Annotated in this window: 16 protein-coding genes; 7 read left to right on the top strand and 9 right to left on the bottom strand. The window is 64.8% G+C overall.

What is annotated here, in order from left to right; all coding sequences use genetic code 11:
- Positions 1 to 6: 6 nt before the first annotated feature.
- The 3 genes from V8J55_RS06155 to V8J55_RS06165 all read right to left on the bottom strand — a co-directional run bounded on the left by V8J55_RS06155 (position 7) and on the right by V8J55_RS06165 (position 5,504).
- The gene (locus V8J55_RS06155; RefSeq protein ID WP_336444783.1) at positions 7 to 1,242 is read right to left on the bottom strand and encodes an alginate lyase family protein; all 1,236 of its coding nucleotides are present in this window, start codon (positions 1,240 to 1,242) and stop codon (positions 7 to 9) included.
- Entirely contained in the window at positions 1,239 to 4,181 is a 2,943-nt protein-coding gene (locus V8J55_RS06160) for a TonB-dependent receptor (RefSeq protein WP_336444784.1), read from the bottom strand. The genes V8J55_RS06155 and V8J55_RS06160 overlap by 4 nt, the downstream gene beginning before the upstream one ends.
- A 171-nt stretch (positions 4,182 to 4,352) precedes the next feature.
- On the bottom strand, positions 4,353 to 5,504 hold the full coding sequence (locus V8J55_RS06165) for a glycoside hydrolase family 88/105 protein (protein WP_336444785.1): 1,152 nt from the start codon (positions 5,502 to 5,504) through the stop codon (positions 4,353 to 4,355).
- A gap of 244 nt (positions 5,505 to 5,748) precedes the next feature.
- On the opposite strand from V8J55_RS06165, the gene manD reads away from it, so the two are divergent.
- The 7 genes from manD (at position 5,749) to V8J55_RS06200 (ending at position 10,633) form a co-directional block, all read left to right on the top strand.
- Positions 5,749 to 6,960 carry a D-mannonate dehydratase ManD gene (gene manD, locus V8J55_RS06170; RefSeq protein ID WP_336444786.1) on the top strand — a complete coding sequence of 404 codons (1,212 nt, stop codon included), beginning with the start codon at positions 5,749 to 5,751 and terminating at the stop codon, positions 6,958 to 6,960.
- Positions 6,960 to 7,877 (top strand): DUF4861 family protein, encoded by a 918-nt coding sequence (locus V8J55_RS06175; protein WP_336444787.1) that lies wholly within the window; start codon positions 6,960 to 6,962, stop codon positions 7,875 to 7,877. The genes manD and V8J55_RS06175 overlap by 1 nt, the downstream gene beginning before the upstream one ends.
- Before the next feature lie 33 nt (positions 7,878 to 7,910).
- Positions 7,911 to 8,618 (top strand): FadR/GntR family transcriptional regulator, encoded by a 708-nt coding sequence (locus V8J55_RS06180; RefSeq protein WP_336444788.1) that lies wholly within the window; start codon positions 7,911 to 7,913, stop codon positions 8,616 to 8,618.
- A gap of 111 nt (positions 8,619 to 8,729) precedes the next feature.
- Entirely contained in the window at positions 8,730 to 9,227 is a 498-nt protein-coding gene (locus V8J55_RS06185; RefSeq protein ID WP_336445714.1) for a response regulator transcription factor, read from the top strand.
- 58 nt (positions 9,228 to 9,285) lie between these two features.
- Positions 9,286 to 9,660, top strand: coding sequence for a hypothetical protein (locus V8J55_RS06190; protein ID WP_336444789.1), 375 nt, complete (start codon positions 9,286 to 9,288; stop codon positions 9,658 to 9,660).
- 28 nt (positions 9,661 to 9,688) lie between these two features.
- Entirely contained in the window at positions 9,689 to 10,102 is a 414-nt protein-coding gene (locus V8J55_RS06195) for a hypothetical protein (RefSeq protein ID WP_336445715.1), read from the top strand.
- Positions 10,103 to 10,129: 27 nt separating this feature from the next.
- Positions 10,130 to 10,633: a MarR family winged helix-turn-helix transcriptional regulator gene (locus V8J55_RS06200; RefSeq protein ID WP_336444790.1), complete on the top strand. Its 504-nt coding sequence runs from the start codon at positions 10,130 to 10,132 to the stop codon at positions 10,631 to 10,633.
- A 53-nt stretch (positions 10,634 to 10,686) separates the two neighbouring features.
- Here the strand turns inward: V8J55_RS06200 and V8J55_RS06205 are convergent, their stop codons facing one another.
- From V8J55_RS06205 to V8J55_RS06230, 6 genes are all read right to left on the bottom strand, one after another.
- Positions 10,687 to 11,433, bottom strand: a complete 747-nt coding sequence (locus V8J55_RS06205) for a sigma-70 family RNA polymerase sigma factor (RefSeq protein ID WP_336444791.1) — start codon at positions 11,431 to 11,433, stop codon at positions 10,687 to 10,689.
- Positions 11,423 to 13,546, bottom strand: coding sequence for a flagellar biosynthesis protein FlhA (flhA, locus tag V8J55_RS06210; protein ID WP_336444792.1), 2,124 nt, complete (start codon positions 13,544 to 13,546; stop codon positions 11,423 to 11,425). The genes V8J55_RS06205 and flhA overlap by 11 nt, the downstream gene beginning before the upstream one ends.
- A complete protein-coding gene (locus V8J55_RS06215; RefSeq protein ID WP_336444793.1) occupies positions 13,543 to 14,370 on the bottom strand; it encodes a transglycosylase SLT domain-containing protein in 828 nt (275 codons plus the stop codon). Before V8J55_RS06215 ends, flhA begins: the two co-directional genes overlap by 4 nt.
- A gap of 80 nt (positions 14,371 to 14,450) precedes the next feature.
- On the bottom strand, positions 14,451 to 14,744 hold the full coding sequence (locus V8J55_RS06220; RefSeq protein ID WP_336444794.1) for a hypothetical protein: 294 nt from the start codon (positions 14,742 to 14,744) through the stop codon (positions 14,451 to 14,453).
- An 11-nt stretch (positions 14,745 to 14,755) separates the two neighbouring features.
- The gene (gene flgM / locus V8J55_RS06225) at positions 14,756 to 15,052 is read right to left on the bottom strand and encodes a flagellar biosynthesis anti-sigma factor FlgM (RefSeq protein ID WP_336444795.1); all 297 of its coding nucleotides are present in this window, start codon (positions 15,050 to 15,052) and stop codon (positions 14,756 to 14,758) included.
- A 172-nt stretch (positions 15,053 to 15,224) separates the two neighbouring features.
- Positions 15,225 to 15,746, bottom strand: a complete 522-nt coding sequence (locus tag V8J55_RS06230) for a flagella basal body P-ring formation protein FlgA (RefSeq protein WP_336444796.1) — start codon at positions 15,744 to 15,746, stop codon at positions 15,225 to 15,227.
- Between the last annotated feature and the right edge of the window lie 111 nt (positions 15,747 to 15,857).

The raw sequence follows: 15,857 nt of genomic DNA on the forward strand, positions 1-15,857 counted from the left end.
TCGTGCTTACCGGGTGCTATGGCGCAGTAACAGCTCGCCGCCGACGATGCGCGGATAGGCGCCGGGACCCCAGGCATCGTCGGCGCGCACAAGCAGCGCGTCGAGCGTGTCGGCGGGCCAGCCTTGCTCCTTGTACGGCCAGTCGGCGGCGCGGCCGCGATAGGCGGCGACATAGTCGGTCGCCTGACGCAGCGAGCGGCCCTTTTCCTCGGCGCGATAGAGATCGATGCCGAGGCACGCCGCGCTGTCGGCGACGGTATAGGCGGCGCCGAGCGCGTAGAGCGAATAATGGAAGCTGCGGGTGCGGGCCAATTCTTCGGGCAGCGCACCCGACGTGTCGACCTGCTGCGCGATCCGCACCTTGGGAAAGGCCGTGACGATCTTGCGCGTCATGTCGGGCCGCCGCGCGAATAGCGCAAAGCGTGCGACCTGCGCATCGTACCAGAGGCCGTGGTTGTTCGACGCCTTGCCCTCGGCCTTGCCGTTCGGGCTGTTCAGCATCCAGTCGAGATAGCGCGAAAACCAGCCTTCGAGTGCGCTCGTCTCGGCCGGAGCCAGCGCTCCCGACGGTGCGATCAGCCCCGCGGCGTCGATTACGCCGATGAAGCTCGCGCCGTCGAGCACACCTTCGGGCCGGCCGTTCGACACGCCGGGCACCGCCTGCGCAAAGTTCATGTTCGGGTTCATGGCGGTTGCCGGATCGAGGAACCAGGTGCGGATCACGCGCGCCGCGCCCTCGGCATATTTGCGGTCGCCGCTGTAATAAAAGGCAAGCGCGAGCGTGTCGGCCTCGCGCGCCATGCGGCTCAGCGCCGCGCGGTCGAAGCGGTTGCTTTCGATATCGGGATTGGTGTCACCGTCGCGGCGCACATAGGCGCCCTTGGGATTCGCGGGGTTCGGCCACCAATAGCGCGCGAGGCTGATATAATCGTGGCGGTCGCCCGACACGGGGATGCTGCGCTTGCCCATCACCGACGCGGGCTTTGCCGCGAGCGCCTTGTCGGCGCGTACGATCAGCTCGCGGTAGGCCGCGCCGATCGCCGGATCGTTTGGCAGCGCCGCCTTGATCGCCGCGAGATCGGCGGGGCGCAGCGTGAAGGTGCGGCGCCCGTCGAACGATGCCGAATAGCCATCGCTCGCGTTGCAGGTGGAATCGGGGGAAAAAGCCGCCGCCGCGGACGGAAATGACGCGGCGGCGGCCAGTATAGCCCAAGGGAGTCGGGCTAAAGTCGCTCGCTTCACAGGCGGACCCGGAAGCCGAAGAAATATTGCGGGCCGCTACGCGACACCTCGGCGATGCTGTCGTACCCGCCCTTATACATGATATCCTGCGTGTTCGTGACGTTGAGCGCCTGCAGCTTGACCTGAACATTCTTGGTAAGGTCGTACTGCGCCGACAGGTTGAGATAGGTGCCGCCGCGGATCTCGCGGTTGGTGCCGCCGTTGGGCTTGTAATAGCCCGAGCGGTAACGGAGGTTGGCGCGCAGCGAGAGGCCCCATTTTTCGAACCACACCGATCCGCTCGCGGTCCATTTCGACAGCCCGATCAGATTGGCCGGGTCGACATAATCGGCGATCGGCGAGGTGTCGGGATACTCGAAATTGGCGAAGGCGCGGTTGACCGAACCCTGGATGCCGAAGCCGTCGAGCGGATCGGGAAGCCAGGTGAAGGCATGGCTCGCGGTCGCCTCGACCCCATAGAGATGCCGCGTTTCGGCGTCGTTCGTCGGGGCCACGGGGGCGATGGTGACGGTTTCGGTCACCGGTGCGCCGCCGTCGCGGATCGTCGTGATCGTGACGTCGGTGGGGATCGGCTCCTCGGCGCTGATCACCGTGCCCTTCGCCCATTTATAATAGCCCGCAACCGAGATCAGCGTGTCCTGCGACGCGTAAAGCTCGAGGCTGGCGTCGAGGTTCCACGCGCGCAGCGGCTTGAGGTTCGGGTTGCCCGTCGTCGCGTTGAAGATGATGTTGTCGACCCCCGTCGCCGAGGTGGTCGGGTTGAGGTTCACCCCCGCGCCAAAACTTTCGATCCCCGATCGCGCGATGGCGCGATAGGCGGCAAGGCGCAGCTTGACCTGCTCGGACAGATCGAAGGCGATGTTCGCCGACGGCAGGAAATAATTATAGCTGCCTTTCACGCGGTTCGTTTCGAGCGGGCGGGTCGGGTCGACGCCGATCGAATAGGTGTCGCCCGCGGTGTCGATGGTGATGCGATAGGGCTGGCGGAAACCGATCGACGTGATGTCGGTCTTCACCCAGCGCAGCCCGACATTGCCGCTGAACGGCACATTGCCCATGTCGGATTCGAAATTCGCCATCGCATAGGCGGCGTAGATGCGCTCGGTGACGTCGATGTCGCTCGGGTCGCGGCCATCCTCGGGCGTGGGCAGCGCATCATCGCTGCCGGTGAAGGTGCGGAACAGGCAGTCATTGTCGAACGTCGCCCAGCGCGTAACATTTGTCCCCATGCCCTTCATGTACGAGGTGGTGGTGAAGGGGACGCGGCACTGCTGGTTCGCCTGCGCGATCAGCTGCGCCGGCGTCTGGCCGTTGATGGCGGCCAGCGTGTTGAGGTCGTTGTTGCGCGCATTGTCGTTGGTGCGATGGTGGTCGGAGACGCGGCCCCCGAACTTCACGCCGGTGATGAAGCCGTCGAGCTCGCGGTCGATGTCGAGCCGCGCGGCCCAGATCCGGTCGGTGCGGTCGGTGACGAAGCGGCGCCGCGCATAGACCGCGTTGGCGGCATTCGCTAGGAACAGGTTCGGATTGGTGATGTCGAAATTGTCGAACGCGACGACCGGCACGACATCGTCGCCCTCATAGGTCAGCGTATAGCCGACGCGGCGCGTCGAGCGCATGCGCGTCTGCTTCTGCGTCTCGGTGCGGTGGCTGTTCGAATAGGAGGCATCGAACGCGACGTTCCAGCGGTCGGGCGACCAGATCAGGCTTAAACCCCCGCCCAGATATTCCTCGACGCGGCGGCGCGTTTCGAGCTGGTTTTCGAGGTTCGAATTGCCGCGATAGCTCATCAGCGCGCCGGGCGAATAGCCGTTGTCGCCGTTGCCGATGATCAGCGGCTGGACGCCGCGCAGCCCTTCGGTGATGCCGAGGACGTTACGGTCCTCGAGGCTGTTGCGCTTCGAATATTGGCCGTCGATCGCGATTTCGAACTCGGGCGACGGGCGCCACTGGATCGCGCCGATCAGCCCGTCGCGAACCTCCGAGGTCTGCTGGGTGCGGAAGCTGCGCGACGTATTGGCGAAATAGGCGGGGCCACGCGTTTCGCCGACCACCACGGGCGGCGCGCCGGCGCTCGGCGCAACCGAGCGCGGACCCGTCGCGAACGTGCAATTCTGGCTGGCGCCCGCGGCAATCTGCGCGGCGGCGCTGCCGGTCAGCTGGAAGGGATTGTTTGCCGAGGTGTTGCACAGCTGGAAGGTCGCGTTGGCGTTATAATAGTCCTCGGGCGCGGTCGTGTCCTGCCGCTGGTAACCGATCGACACGCCGATATCGCCAAGCCCGGTTTCATACTGGTCGGTGTAGGAGAAGTTGGCGCGATAGCCGAGCCCGTCATGCTGATAAACGTCATTATCCTGCGGCTGGAAATCGCCGCGCACCTCGAACTGGATGCGGCGCTTGCCATAGTCGAGTGGCTTCATCGACCGGAGTTCGATCACCCCGCCGACGCCGCCCTCGAGGAAGTCGGCGCGCTGGGTTTTATAGACGAGCACGCCGTTGACGAGTTCGGACGGGAATTGCTGGAAGGCGACCGAACGGTCGGGGCCCGCGGTCGACACCTCGCGCCCGTTGAAGGTCGAGAAGCTCAAGGTCGGGCCGAGGCCGCGCACCGACAGCTCGTTGGCGTTGCCTTTGAAGCGGTCGGCCGAGACGCCGACGATGCGTTCGAGCGTGTCGCCGACCGAATTGTCGGGGGTCGCGCCGATTTCGTCGCTGACAAGGCCATCAACGACAACGTCGGCGGCGCGCTTGAATTCGATCGAGCTGCGCTGCGTCGCGCGGGTGCCGGTCACGAGAATTTCGTCGCCGCCATCGACCGCCGCCGCCTGTTCGCTCTCGATTTCGGCAGGGGCTTCCTGTCCCCAGGCGGGCATCGCAGCAAAAAGCGCAGCGGACGCCAGCAGGGCGGCGCGGGTCGGCAAGGCCGATGGTGACTTCATTTCCCTCTCCTTTTTGACGCCGCCCCTGGCGGCGGCATGACCCGGTTGATACCGGTGTCAATTTTAGATGTCATACAACTTGTGAGATGTATTACAACTTTGAGGGGGTAAGTCAATCGCCCGCTTTGTGGGGCGGATATGGGCCGGTTACGGCAGGCCGGCCCATTTATATCAACGTCTTACGCGCTTTCTCGACAGGTCGTACATCGCGGTGCCGGCGAGCAGATAGGCGCCGCTTCCGTAAAATTGCGTCTCCTTCGCCGACACGCTGTCAGGCCGGTCGCCGACCTGCTGGACCCAGCCGAGCATGCCGTCAGGCTGCACCGCGCGCTGCAGTGCATCCCATCCGCGCACTGCCGCCGGCTCGTATGTCGCGCGGTCGAGCAGGCCGTTGTCGACGCCCCACGCAAACGCATAGGTGAAGAAGGCGGTGCCGCTCGATTCGGGCGGGGTGCCCGGGTCCTGGTCGAGCAGCGAGGCGGGCCAATAGCCGTCGGCCTTTTGCAGCGTGACGAGTTTCGCCGACATATCCCTGAACAATTTCTCGTAGATCGGCCGCTTCGGATCCTTCTTGTCCATCACCTGCAGCATCCGCACGAGGCCGCCCATCACCCAGCCGTTGCCGCGGCTCCAGAACAGCTTGCGACCCTTGGCATCGCGCATGCCGAAGAATCGGCTGTCGCGGAAATAGAGATTTTCCGACGGATCGAAGAGATAGTCGGTCGTCGCCTTGAATTCCTCATGCGCAAAATCGGCATAGCGTTTGTCGCCGGTCGCCTTCGACAGCCGCAGCAGGGTCGGCGGCGCCATGAACAAGGCGTCGCACCAGCACCAGCGGTCGGTGCATGTCGACGTGTTCTTGCCCGGCGCGACGGGGATGAATTCGAGGCTGATCGTTGGCCGATTGGCGAGGACATTGTCGAAATAGGCTTTCGTCGGCGCGATCGCGCCGTTGCCTGCGCCACTCTGCGCCGCCCACAGCCACGCCTGCCCGATCAGCTGGTCGTCGGCGTGATAGGCGAGGTCGCCGAGCTGCCATTTCTCGGCGCGACCGAGATCGAGCAGCGGCTGCGCATATCTCTTGTCGCGGCTCGCAAGCTCGGTGAGCGCGACCCAGAAGGTCGCCTGCTGCCAGTCGCGCACTTCCTGCACGCTCTTGCGCGCCGCGGGCATCGTCGCCCAGTTGGTGCGGTTCGCGAGCTGCCAGTCGGCGACGCGGCGCGTCTGCGCGAGGATCGCCGCGGGCTGGGGCATCGCGGGTTCGGCGGGCGCCACCGCGGCGGCGGGGGCGGTCATCATCAGGGCAAAGAGGCTCAGCGGCATGGCGTTTCCTTCACGGCAACAAGGGGCGACCAGCGAAAGGAGGCACTTTTCGGCGTGATCTGCCAGACGTCACGCGCACCGCTCGCTTGCGGCCGGCGGGGTGCATCTGGCGCTGCGCATCGTGCTTCCTCTCCCATGGAGGTGTCGGCCTTTGGTCTTGACACCGGTGACATATGTCTTTCCTTTTGGATCGAGTGTCAATAAGGTTGTCACACAACTAGCCATGTGGCGATAAGGGGATGGAATGCCGAAGATCGTGTCAGCCCGGGTAATATTGACCGCACCCGGCCGCAATTTCACGACGCTGAAGATCGAGTGCGACGACGGGACGACCGGCGTCGGCGATGCGACGCTCAATGGCCGCGAGCTCGCGGTCGCGGCTTATCTGTCGGAGCATGTCGTCCCCTGCCTGATCGGGCGCGACGCGCACCGCATCGAGGATATCTGGCAATATCTCTACAAGGGTGCGTACTGGCGCCGCGGCCCGGTGACGATGGCGGCGATCGCCGCGGTCGACATGGCGCTGTGGGATATCAAGGGCAAGGTCGCCGGACTGCCGGTGTATCAGCTGCTCGGCGGTGCCGCGCGCGAGGGCTGCATGGTCTATGGCCACGCCAATGGCACGACGATCGACGACACGATCGAGGCGGCGCTCGATTACCAGCGGCAGGGATATAAGGCGATCCGCCTGCAATGCGGCGTGCCCGGAATGGCATCGACCTATGGCGTCAGCAAGGACCGCTATTTCTACGAACCCGCCGACAATGACCTGCCGACCGAGAATGTCTGGTCGACCGCGAAATATATGCGAATCGTCCCCGAACTGTTCGCGGCGGCGCGCGAGGCGCTCGGCTGGGATGTCCACCTGCTTCACGACGTCCACCACCGCCTGACCCCGATAGAGGCGGCGCGGCTTGGCAAGGATCTCGAGCCCTGGCGTCCCTTCTGGATCGAGGATGCGACCCCGGCCGAGGATCAGGAGGCGTTCCGCCTGATCCGCCAGCACACGACGACGCCGCTCGCGGTCGGCGAAATCTTTAGTTCGATCTGGGACTGCAAGGCGCTGATCGAGAATCGGCTGATCGACTATATCCGCGCCACCGTGCTCCACGCGGGCGGCATCACGCATATGCGGCAGATCGCTTCGCTCGCCGATCTCCACCAGATCCGCACCGGCTGCCACGGCGCGACCGACCTGTCGCCGGTGACGATGGCGGCGGCGCTGCACCTTGGGCTTTCGATCCCTAATTTCGGGATCCAGGAATATATGCGCCACACCGTCGAGACCGACGCGGTCTTCCCGCACGCTTATCGCTTTGCGGACGGCATGCTCCATCCGGGCGACGCGCCGGGGCTCGGCGTCGATATCGACGAGGCGCTCGCCGAAACATTCCCCTATGCCCGCGCCTATCTGCCGGTGAACCGGCTCGAGGACGGCACAATATGGAGTTGGTGATGCGTTTGGCTTTCCTTGCCCTTGCTTTGCTCGCCGCGCCGGTGGGCGCCGAAGAGACCAAACCACAGCATAAACCGTTCCAGCCCGCCACGGCGGAGGAGAAAAAGGCGCGCGCGGCGGTGGTGATCGCCGATTATCGCTTCGACGACCTGCTCTGGGAAAACGACCGCATCGCGCACCGCATCTATGGTCGCGCGCTCGAGGCGGCCGAGCCGCCCTCGTCGTCGGGGATCGACGCGTGGGGCAAGCGCGTGCGCTGGCCCTTCATGGACCGTCAGCTCAGAACCGGCGACCAGCATGCCGACCATGGCGAGGGGATCGACTTCTATAATGTCGGCACGGGGCGCGGTACCGGCGGGCTTGGCATCTGGTACGACAACAAGCTCTGGACGTCGCGTAACTATGTGCGGCCGCGCATCCTGCAATCGGGCGCTGACGTCGCGGACTTCACCGTCGATTATGAGCCATGGCCGGTCGATACGCTGCGCACCGTGCGGGAGACGCGCCGCTTCACGCTGCCCGCGGGGACGAATTTCACCCGGATGACCTCGACCATCGCGTCGAGCAGCGATGCCGAATTGATCGTCGGGATCGGGATTTCGAAACGGCCGATAAATGGGAACAAGCTGGGTGAGGTCCGCAAGGATGCCGCCGCCGCGCGGTTGAGCTGGTGGGGCCCCGCCGATGGCGAAGGCGATAGCGGCAAGGGGCGGATGGCGGCGGCGGTGATCGTCGATCCGGCCGCCTTCGCGGGCTTTGCCGAGGACGCCGACAATTATCTGATTCTGCTTCGCGTCCGGCCGGGGCAGCCCTTTGTCTATTACAGCGGCGCGGCGTGGGATCGCGGGGGCGACTTTGCGGCAGAGGATGGCTGGAATAGCTATGTCGACGCGCAGCGACCCGATTTCCGGCCCTAGCCAGTTTCGCGGCGCGATGATAACGCAGCATCCATGGCGGTAACCAAGGCGGCGTCGCTGGCGGATGATCTGGTCCAGCGCTTCGAGGAACAGATCGAAACGGGCGAAATGCCCGTCGGATCGCGTTTCCCGACTGAAAAAGAGATCACCGAGACGTTCGGCGTCAGCCGCACCGTCGTGCGCGAAGCTTATTCGCGCCTCGCTGCGCGTGGTCTGCTCGTGTCGCGGCGCGGGTCAGGGGCTTATGTTCCCGACGGCGCGCAATATCGCGCTTTCCAGGTCACCGCCGAGGAAATCGGCGAGATCGACGATGTGCTCAAGCTGCTCGAAATGCGCATGGGGTTCGAGGCCGAAATGGCCGATCTCGCGGCGCGGCGGCGTACCGACGCCGATCTGGCGGCGCTGCGCAGCGCGCTCGACGCGATGGAGGAAGGCGGCGACGTCGACGCATCGGTCGCCGCCGATGCCGCCTTTCACGCTGCGATCGCAAGCGCGACGGGCAACCCCTATTTCCTGCGCTTCACCCAGTTTCTCGGCGTGCGGCTCGTCCCGTCGCGGCGGCTGTATCTGCAAGGCGACGATCCGGTCCGGCATCAACGCTATGCGCATACGATCAACCGCGACCATGAGGCGATCGTCGTCGCGATCGAGGCGGGCGATCCGGTCGCCGCGCGCCGCGCCGCGCGCCGGCATATCGAAAAATCGATTCTGCGCTATCGCACGCTCAAGGAGGGTCGATAGCCGCTTGCCCGATAATGCGCGCTAATGATCGGTGCGATTGGTGCCGCACCCGTGCCCCAGAACGGGCCGCGCAGGAAATTAGCTATCTACTGACCTTGATTTCGACTCGTGATGCTCTATTCCAACCCCGTGCAAGGCGACCCCGACAATTACATAAGCCTGCTGTCTGCCGCGCAGATTGAAACGCTGCGGCACGTTTACGAGCACAAAAATTCCAAGCAGATCGCGCGGCTGATGAACGTTTCGCCGCACACCGTCGACGAGCGCGTGCGTCGCGTTCTAAAGAAGCTTAATGTTTCCAACAGGATAGAGGCGGCGCGTATCCTTGCTGTTAACGGTGTCTTCGATCATGTTACCCCTTATCAGCCTTTGACATATCAATTGATGGACCTTGGCGATATTTCTCCGCCCCCCGATGCCGATGCGGGGCGCAGTTCGTTTCGGCGATTTTTCGATATAGGTTCGCCATTTCCTACCGCGTCCCAGCCGGCCAACCGGCATGGGTTGATGGAAAGGATAATCTGGCCGATTTTGATCGCTTTTGCGACAATATTGGCGTTCTCCGCCCTCTATTCGATCCTTGTCGGGCTCGGTCGTGTTCTGACCTGATGTTCGAACGAATGCTGCGGGGGGGAACCGGTAGCATTCTTTTTCAAGGAAAAAGAAGATGCTGAATCAACGAGTTTCTGCGGCGAAGAAGATCGCTTCCGACCTGCATCTGGCCGAAGACGCCATCGACGAAGCGATGATCCGCATCGCCCAGCTCGCCGCGACGTTGCCCACCGCGCGCCGCGAAACCAACATGTCGGCGATCGTCGGCCAGGACGCGATGGCGAAAGTCGCGCATGCGCTCGCCGCCGCCGGCGAAGTCCGCCAGCTTCTGACCGACGCGCATCTGGCGCTGACCGTGACGCAGAAGGAAGTCGGGCTCGGCACGCGCATGTTCGGTGCGGGCGTCAAGCCGGCCGAAGCGAAGCTGGTCGCCGACGGCAGCAACGATCGCTCGGGCGACGGTGCTGCTACGTTCGCGAAGGCCGGTTGAACCGCAAGAAAGAAGGTTGACAGCCACAATGTGGTCCGTGGCGATTTATTATGTTGTCTTGCTCATCACGGTGGCCGTCGCGATCCGACGCGGCGGGCCACTGGAACGTTGGGCAGCCTATACAGCATTGATCGCCTCGGTCCTCACCAGTGCCCTGACGCCTTTTCCGACCTGGACCGATATCGAACTGAATATCTTCATCATAGACATGTTCGTTCTGCTGAGCTTCTGGTTCATTGCCATGCGCACGCAGAGCTTCTGGCCCTATTGGATTACCGGATGGCAGCTGATCGCCATTTTCGGCCATATCCAGAAGTTCATGTTTTCGGAGATATTGGCGCGACCCTATTCGCTTCTCTCAGTCTATATATCGTACCCGATCCTGTTGCTGATCATCTATGCATCGGGGTCGTCCAGCCGGCGGGAAAACGTCACGGCCTGATATGTGGCTCCCCGGGGGCATCGTCACATGCAGCAATTTTCGAACCAAGAAATTGCCGAGCTGAAATCGCGGGTCGACCAGATCCATGAACTGCTGGCGAGCCGCGGCGAGGAATCGCCGGGCGTGACCGTACGCGCCATCGACAGCGCGCGCGGCAACACGCCGTCGAACGCGGCGCTGCTCGACCGGCTGTCGTTCAGCATCCAGGTCCGGCGCATCCGCCGCAGCCATTTCGGCACCGCCGAAATGTCGGGCCCGACCTGGGACATGATGCTCGACCTGATGCTCGCGGGCGCACACGGCCGCGTGCTCAGTGCCAGCGATCTTGCGACCGGGGCGGGCGTTCCGCTGTCATCGGGGCTGCGCATGATCGCGGCGCTCGAACGCCTCGGGCTGTTGCACCGCTCGATCGACGAGCGCGACCGGCGCCGCACGATCGTCCGGCTGACCGACATCGGCACCGAACGCATGGCCAGCTATTTCGAGAAAATCGACGCCGCCTGGCAGAACGGGCAGACGCTGGCAGCCTAGCCCCCCAAACCGGGTGCGGGGCCGACTGGTCGCGCGCACCGCACCCGGTCCCCCTATTCGGTCATTTCCTTCATCATGCGATCGACCTTGATCATCGCCTCGCGCTTGATCTGGCAGATGCGCGCGGCGCTGACGTCGAGGGTCAGGCCGATTTCGTGCAGGTTGAGCTCTTCGAAGAAATAGAGCTGGAGCACCATCTGTTCGCGGTGCGACAGGCGGCCGACGCACTGGCGCAGTGCGCCCATCAGATCCTCCTGTTCGCACCGCTCGTCGGCGCCCGTATCGTCGTCAGCCGCGAGGAAGGCGCCGATGTCGGTGAGCTCGTCGAGTGAGGTCGACCGGCCGTGCGTCGCATTGCGTTCGAGCGCGAAATAATCCTCCGCCGACATGTCGAACGCGACCGCCATTTCGGCCGTCGTCGGCGCGCGCATCAACTGCTGTTCGAGCGTGCTGCGCATCGCGTGGATCCGCTTCGCCGCGACCATCGCCGAGCGGCCGACATCGGCCTCGCGGCGCAGCTGGTCGATCATCGCGCCGCGGATGCGCGTCGTCGCATAGGTGGCAAAGGCGAACCCGCGCTCCTCATAATTTCGGCTCGCCTCGATCAGCGCGATCAGCCCGGTCTGGATCAAATCGTCGAGCTCGCTCGTCCGCGACACGCGCGAAAACACCTGCCACGCGATCTTGCGAACCAGCGGCGAATATTCCTCGACCAGCGCCTCGACGCTTTCGCCGTAGCCGCGTGCGCGCGGCGCGCGGCCGACGGTCCCGGCAAATTGCTCGGCGGGCTCAATTCTCATGCGGTTGGTCCTCCATGTGGGCTTCGGGCCCGGACGCGAGGCGGGGCACTTCGGCGCCGATCGTCGCGACGATTTCGGTCTGCTTGGTCGCCGGAATCTCGAGATAGGAGATGACGGCGACGTCGGGGAAAGTGGCGCGCACAAGGCGCGAGAGGGCGGAGCGGCAGATCGGCGAGGCGACGAGCGCGAAGCTGCGCGTCTGAAGCAGCAGCGGTTCGACCGCCTGGCCGACCTGTTCGATGATCGTCATCGCCATGCCATGTTCGAACGGCCACTCGGCGGCGGGGTTGGCGCGCACCGCCTGGTTGAGCAGCACCTCGACCTCGGGACTGAAGGTGACGACGGGCAGCGGCATCCGGCTCGGCACGATCGTCTGGACGATCAGCGCGCCGATGCGCTGGCGCACCGCTTCGATCAGGTCGATCTCGCCCAGCTGCTGCGGCGACAGCGCCACCATCGCCTCGGCGATCTTGCGGAAATCGCGCAGCGGCACGCGCTCGATGAGCAAGGATTTGCACAGGCTCGCGACGCGCGGCAGCGAATAGCCTTGGGGCGACAGATTCTGCGCGAGCTGCGGATAATGCGTCTTGAGATTGTCGATCAGCGCCTGCGCGTCGTCGATGCCGAACAGCTCGGCGGCGGCGCCGACGATGCTGTTGTTGAGGTGCGTCGCGACGACGGTCGCCGGATCGACGACGGTATAGCCCGCGGCGATCGCGTCATTCTGCATCGCCTTTGGAATCCACAGCGCGTCGAGGCCGAAGGTCGGATCCTTGCACGGGCGGCCGACGACCTTGGTCACAAGGTCGCCCGAATCGAGCGCGAGCATTTCGTTGGGGAAGACCTCGTCCTCGCCGACGATCACCCCGGCAACCGAGATGCGATAGACGTTGCCGGGCAGCGACAGGTCGTCGGTGACCTTCACCGGCGGCACGACAAAGCCGAGTTCCTTCGACAATTGGCGGCGGATGCCCGTGATGCGCGTCATCAGCGGCGAGCCCTTGCGTTCGTCGACGAGGGTGACGAGCGCATAGCCGATCTCGAGCTGGCACGCGCTCGCGTCGCTGACGTCGGCCCATTCGATATGCGACGGGTCGGGCGCGGGCGCGGCGGGTTCGGGCAGGTCGGCGACCGCGGCGGCGCTGCGGCGCAGCTGCCAGCCGATAGCGAAGGAGAGCGCGGCGGCGGGCAGGATCAACATCTGCGGCATCGCGGGAACGAGCCCGAGGATGAAGAGAATACCGCCGACCGCCATCCAGATGGCGGGCGAGGAAAACTGGCTGCCGATCTGGCCGCTGAGGTCGAAGGGCGAGGACACGCGGGTGACGATCGCCGCGGCGGCGATCGACAGCAGCAGCGCCGGGATCTGCGCAACGAGCGCGTCGCCGATCGCCAGCGTGACATAGGTGCTGCCCGCTTCGGAGAAGCTCAGCCCATGGCTGAAGATGCCGAGGATGAGCCCGCCAACGATGTTCACGAACAGGATCAGCAGGCCGGCGACGGCGTCGCCCTTCACGAATTTCGACGCACCGTCCATCGAGCCGTAGAAATCGGCTTCGGTCGCGACTTCGACGCGGCGCGCCTTGGCTTCTTCGGGGCTGAGCAGCCCGGCGTTGAGATCGGCGTCGATCGCCATCTGCTTGCCGGGCAGGGCATCGAGGGTGAAGCGCGCCGACACCTCGGACACGCGGCCCGCGCCCTTGGTGATCACGATCAGGTTGATGATCATCAGCACGAAAAAGACGAACAGGCCGACGACATAGTCGCCGCCGATCAGCACCTGGCCAAACGCCTCGATCACATGGCCCGCCGACGCGGTGCCTTCGTGGCCGTGGACGAGCACGACGCGCGTCGAGGCGACGTTGAGCGCGAGCCGGAACAATGTCGCGAGCAGCAACACGGTCGGAAAGGCGGAGAAATCGAGCGGTTTCGACGCCTGCAGCGCGACCATCAGGATGAGCAGGCTGATCATAATGTTCGCGACAAAACTGATGTCGAGGATCAGCGGCGAAACGGGGATCACCATCAGCCCGACGAGGATCAGCATTCCCGCGGGCAGCGCCGATACGCCGGCGATGCGGCCGATGTTGGCGAGGTTGAAGCCGCCGGTCATGCCGCGCCTCCCGAAAGCGACGCGAGCCGCCGATAGGCATCGGCGGCAAAGCCCATCGAGAGCTTTTTGGGCATAGGCTGGATATCCATCATCTGTAGGGGCGGGCGTCCGCCGCCATTGTTCGCGAGGCCGCTCGAACTGCTTGCCTCGGCGTGCCAGCCCGAGGGGGCGAAGGGCTTCATATTTTCGATCTTGCCGCCGTCCTCGAGCTTCACGCGAAAGCGGTCGCGGATCTCGGCGAGGCTGCGCATGCTGCCGTCGGGGGCGTAAAAGACCGACCGGTTCGCCGCTGCCGCCTCGGGCATCATCGATGCGCCGGGCTGGTCGGGGTTGGTTTCGAGCGCGGTCAGGAATTTTGCGGCGCCACCCGACCCGAGGAAATGCGCGAGATAAAGGTCGACGGGCTCGGCGCTGCGGCCGATCCGGCTTTCGATATAGTCGCGATTGTCGCCGGTCAGCGCGGCTGCCATGTTCGACGAGGCCGTGGGGTCGTCGCGGAGGTCGAGAATCTGCTGGCGGAGCGCGGGGTCGGCGACCGTCAGCCGACCCGAAGCGTCGCGGCCGATCGCATCGGCGGCCCAGGCAAGGCCGTGGTTCGCGCCGTGACGATCGAGCGTCGCGAGCCAGGTCTGCTTGGTGAACTGGTACAGGCCGCGGGCCGACGAGGTCTGCGCTTTCGCGGTCGGATTATAGCCGCTTTCGACGCGCGCGACGTCGAACAGATAATCGAAATCGACCCCCGAACGCGCCGACGCATTCTGCACCGCATCCATCACGGGAGCGGCGATGCGGGTCGAGCCCCGGGGATTGTTGATTGCGTTCATGGCTGTTGGTTCCGCTTGTTCAGCAGACCAAAAGCAATCATCGTGCCATTTCGTGGAAACGGCTGGAAATTATGTGGTTATCAGTAGCTTAAAGCCACCCCGCGCGGACGGGTGCCACGGATTTCGTGGCTCTTGTCAATCCTCTGACGCGTCCAGTTCTTCAGGATGTTGACGCGCATCGCGGCGGCTTCGAGCTGGCCGAGCGTCTTCCCGATCAGCACGCGGGCGCGATGTTCGCTGCCCGCGGGGATATTCGCACCACGAAACAGGATCACGGCGGTTGCCAATTCTTCGGTCGCCGCGATGATCGCGCCGGCGTCATGCCCGTCGAGCGCGCCGACCAATGTTTCAAGCCGCGATTCAATTTCTTCCATCTCTGCCAGCATCATTCGGCCCCGCTGTGGAAATCGAGCATCGCGCTCGCGATGATCGCGGGATGCACGCCATAGCTGCCATTGGCGATCGCGGTGCGCAGCGAGGCGACGCGCGCGATGTCGACCGGCGGCGCCTGATCGGCGAGGCTGCCCGCGAGGCGGGTCAGCCGCGCGGTCGGCAGATTGTCCTGCGCCGGCTGGAGCTGCGCCGGCGCGCGCATCGCGGTCGCCGCTTCGTTGGCGACCCTGCGCAGCGGGCCGGCACGGCCGATGCCGCCGACTGGTCCGATCTTGCTGTCACCCGACATAAAAGCCTCCATCCGGTGCCGTCAGAAAAGTGACGACGCGGTTCACGAAGGCTTTAACGGACGCGGTTCCCGGCGATTAAGGCCGCCCACCGCAAAAAAAGACAAAAGAAAGGCCCGGCGCCGTCGGAAAGCCGACAGCCCGGGCCCAGTGGGTGGGTAAGCGAGGGCGAAATCAGTCGTCGAGGCGGGCGCGGCCCGGGCCGGTGACGGTGGCGCTGAGTGTGGATTTGGCGTCGTTGCCGCGCAAGGCGATCGTCTCGCCGACGCGGCCGTCCTGCGTCGCGACGGCGGCATAGCTGATCGAATAGCTGTCGGTTTCGATCGTCACGCGGACATTGTCGCCGCGGCGGATGACGGGCGCGCTCGCCGCGGGGCGCGCGAAGCTGGCCGCGACCGGCGATGCTCCGGCGGGGGCGGTCATCGGCACACGCAGGCGCCAGCCGAGCGAGGCGCAGCGCACCGCGAGCGTCTGGGCGTCGAGCGCGGTGACCGATGCTTGTTCGGGGCAACGCGCCAGCTTGATGCGGCGATCGACCGGGGTCGCGTTGCGGCCCATGGCATTGGCGACCATGTCGGTCAGCACGTCGATCGTCTGCCAATCCTCATTGCCCTGCTGCGCCTCGGCCGCGATCGGGGCGGCGAGCGAAAGGGCGGCGGCGCACGCGGCGAGGCGCGTGAGAATGTTACGGGACACGGTCCATCTCCTTCGGTCCAAAATGGTCGCCCGATAAAGTGCAGGAAGCGTGCCAGTCGCGGTTTGATGCGCGGTTTCGCGCGGCTACGCGCGGCATCGTCGGATTTTTGA

It is taken from the genome of Sphingopyxis sp. CCNWLW2, assembly GCF_037095755.1.
Taxonomy (GTDB): domain Bacteria; phylum Pseudomonadota; class Alphaproteobacteria; order Sphingomonadales; family Sphingomonadaceae; genus Sphingopyxis.